Origin of the sequence: Anaerophaga thermohalophila str. Valhall (genome assembly GCF_000250735.1) — a bacterium.
GTDB lineage: Bacteria > Bacteroidota > Bacteroidia > Bacteroidales > Marinilabiliaceae > Anaerophaga > Anaerophaga thermohalophila_A.
This window is the reverse complement of record NZ_AHZV01000014.1, coordinates 1-3,177: the sequence shown is the minus strand read 5'-3', so window position 1 is coordinate 3,177 and position 3,177 is coordinate 1. Positions and strand designations below refer to the sequence as shown.

Here is a 3,177-nt window from a genome sequence, read left to right as displayed (position 1 = left end):
GGAAGCTTCCGGGATAAGTGTACCAATCGCCCGGATTTCGTATCCCATGGGCGTGGCCCAAAACCGTGAGGCGGACTGTCATCGGGGGCTTAGACCGATTAAGGGCATGGATGCGTAAGCATGGCTAAAACACTTGAACATTCCGTAGCTGTCGTAAAGGCATAAGAGCGAAAACCAGGACTGATACGCTCCCTGCCAAGACAGTAAGCTGACAGGTTATGAGCGTTTAACGCAGCTCATACGAAGACGTTGTTCAGCCGTCAGACAGGATGGGGCGGGTGTCAATCGGCCAGGAAGAAGAATTCCTAAGGGAACATTTTTTCGTTGTCGGGTTTACTCAGAACCGAGTTAGCCTTAAAAGTGCCAGAGCCGTATGATGGGAATTGAAAATCATGCATGCCTTAAAATATTAATTATGAATGCATAAACTATCACGTACGGTTCTTAGGGGAAAAGGAGGATTTACTTCTCCTGACCTACCCGGTTGCGTCATGGTAGGAGAACATCTTGTAACCTTTAAACTAAAAGAAAAATGAATAAAAAAGGGATTTTTGATATTAATATTCGGATTGATTGGATTATTTTCATCCAACGCACAGTCCAATGAAAAAATTGTGATTGATAACGATATCCAATTGATTCATCTTCAAGATTCTGTTTATGTCCATGTGACTTGGCATCATCTTGATAATTTCGGACGATTTCCATCAAACGGACTGATTGTAATTAGAAACGGACAGGCTCTGATGATTGACACACCAATGGACAATGATAAAACAGAGAGATTAACAAAGTATTTGAAAGTCTCTATGTCCGTTGATTTGGCTAAATTGATAATTGGCCATTTTCACGATGATTGCATGGGTGGATTGGGGTATTTACAAAGTATAGGGATTGAATCAATTGCTAATTCAATGACAATTGAGAAGTGCAAGGAGATTGGATTACCTATTCCATCGACACCTTTCACGGATTCATTGACTTTTAATTTTAACGGAGAACAAATTGATTGCCGATTTTTCGGGGCAGGACACTCATTTGACAATATTACGGTTTGGATTCCGAATAAAAAGATTCTTTTTGGTGGATGCTTGATTAAGTCAATTGATTCAAAAGGACTTGGAAATTTGTCAGATGCAGTTGTAAATGATTGGGATACAACGGTTGAGAAGGTGATGAAAAAATACCCTGAGATTAAAACAGTGATTCCGGGGCATGGAGATTTTGGAGGTATTGAATTATTATCACATACGATTGAATTAGTTGATAAAGAGAAAATTAAATAAAAATCACGAACTTAGCCAATGGCGGGGGATGTGGAAGTTTGAAGCATCCTGCCCCGCATCAAAGTTTGTAACGGTGGATAGTGACTTAGCTTGCAAACCACCACTGGCCATATTGCCAAACGTTATTGCGACACGAAGTAGCTCTATATAATTGTTTTACAAGGCAATGGTCTTGATAAAACCTGTTGTTCTTCCAATAGTATCCTACCGGGACGACGGATGTATGGCTTGCCCTGTAAAATAATATTTTCACAGGGTGAACCATTATCGGTTGAAACTCCCGGGATAAGTGTACCAATCGCCCGGATTTTGTATCCCATGGGCGTGGCAGAAAACCGCAAGGCGGACTGTCATCGGGGTCTTAGACCGATTAAGGGCATAGATGCGTGAGCATGGCTAAAACATTTGAACATTCCGCAACTGTCGTAAAGGCGTAAGAGCGAAAACTAAGACTGATACGCTCCCTGCCAAAATGGTAAGCTGACAGGTTATGAGCGTTTAACGCAGCCCATACGAAGACGTTGTTTAGCCGTCAGACAGGATGGGGCGGGTGTCAATCGGCCAGGAAGAAGAATTCCTAAGGGAACATTTTTTCGTTGTCGGGTTTACTCAGAAACGAGTTAGCCTTAAAAGTGCCTGAGCCGTATGATGGGAATTGAAAATCATGCATGCCTTAAAATATTAATTATGAATGCATAAACTGGCACGTACGGTTCTTAGGGGAAAAGGAGGATTTACTCCTCCTGGTCTACCCGGTCTCACCATTTAAAGTGCAATGTAGTTTGGAAATCCCCATAAAACAGAAAAAACGTTTTAGGACTTCATTGTAGGAAATGGATTGATAATGAGATGATTTCAGATGGATATTTTATAAAAATGATTGAAAACATCTATCGGTTAACAAGAAAAACGACGCCAATTTCCAGTAAATTTTGTATATTTAAGGAAAATGAATCGCGTATGATACTTGAAAGAACAAAAGACGAAATATTAGTAAGATTACCAGCAAATATGGATATCACAGAGCTTCAAAACATGCTGGATTATCTTGATTACAAAGAAAAAACAGCAGATTCAAAAGCTACTCAAAAGCAAGTTGATGAATTGGCTCGAACCGTGAATAAGAAAATGTGGACTAAATTCAAAGCTCAACGGAATAAGTAATGAAAATAGTCGTTGACTCAAATATTGTTTTTAGTGCCATCCTAAATTCACAGGAGAAAATTGCCCAACTAATCATAAACGGTTCAAAATATTTTTTCTTTTTCAGCGTAAATCTTCTTAAAGAAGAAATTCTTAATCATAAAGATAAACTACTATCTATTTCGGGATTAACCGCAACTCAGTTTGAATCTTCCTTTTCTCATATTGCTTCAAGAATAAAATTCGTTGATGAAATCTTGATTTCCGACCAAGACTTGGAAAAAGCCACGAGATTAACTAAAGATATCGATGAAGATGATATTTTGTTTGTCGCTTTGACAAACCATCTTGGCTCAAAATTGTGGACTGGCGATAAAAAATTAAGTGTAGGATTAAAAAAGAAAAAATATTTCAGAACAATATCGACTAATGAATTATACGATTTATTCATTGAGAAGGAATTACGAAAGAAAAAACACTGATTTCATACTATATTACTATCAGATTATTAGGTCAAATAGAATAAAAAACACACACATACCGAAGAATAAAACGGTGGGCAACAAAGCTATTATACGCCAGCCGTGGCATCCACAGCATATTGAGGGTATCGTATTACCCTTTCCCATGCGTTCAAGCTGATAAAGTCACAGATGGTCTAAAAGCCACGCCAAGGCGCATATAGCCGGGACGTTAGTGGCCAGCAAAACAAAAGCACCTGGCACGTGTAATTTATGTTTTATTTGCG

At 39.0% G+C, this 3,177-nt stretch carries 3 protein-coding genes; all 3 read left to right on the top strand.

The annotated features are described in order from the left end of the window. The first annotated feature begins 551 nt into the window (after positions 1–551). Entirely contained in the window at positions 552–1,286 is a 735-nt protein-coding gene (gene bla, locus OQ5_RS0100405) for a subclass B1 metallo-beta-lactamase (RefSeq protein WP_016775597.1), read from the top strand. A 960-nt stretch (positions 1,287–2,246) separates the two neighbouring features. Continuing rightward, on the top strand, positions 2,247–2,450 hold the full coding sequence (locus OQ5_RS0100400) for a hypothetical protein (RefSeq protein WP_026055046.1): 204 nt from the start codon (positions 2,247–2,249) through the stop codon (positions 2,448–2,450). Then, positions 2,450–2,911, top strand: coding sequence for a PIN domain-containing protein (locus OQ5_RS21820; protein ID WP_016775595.1), 462 nt, complete (start codon positions 2,450–2,452; stop codon positions 2,909–2,911). Before OQ5_RS0100400 ends, OQ5_RS21820 begins: the two co-directional genes overlap by 1 nt. Positions 2,912–3,177: the final 266 nt, after the last annotated feature.

Coding starts and splice junctions, on each gene's coding strand:
- OQ5_RS0100400 (WP_026055046.1), top strand. CDS start 2,247: ATGATACTTGAAAGAACAAAAGACGAAATATTAGTAAGATTACCAGCA.
- OQ5_RS21820 (WP_016775595.1), top strand. CDS start 2,450: ATGAAAATAGTCGTTGACTCAAATATTGTTTTTAGTGCCATCCTAAAT.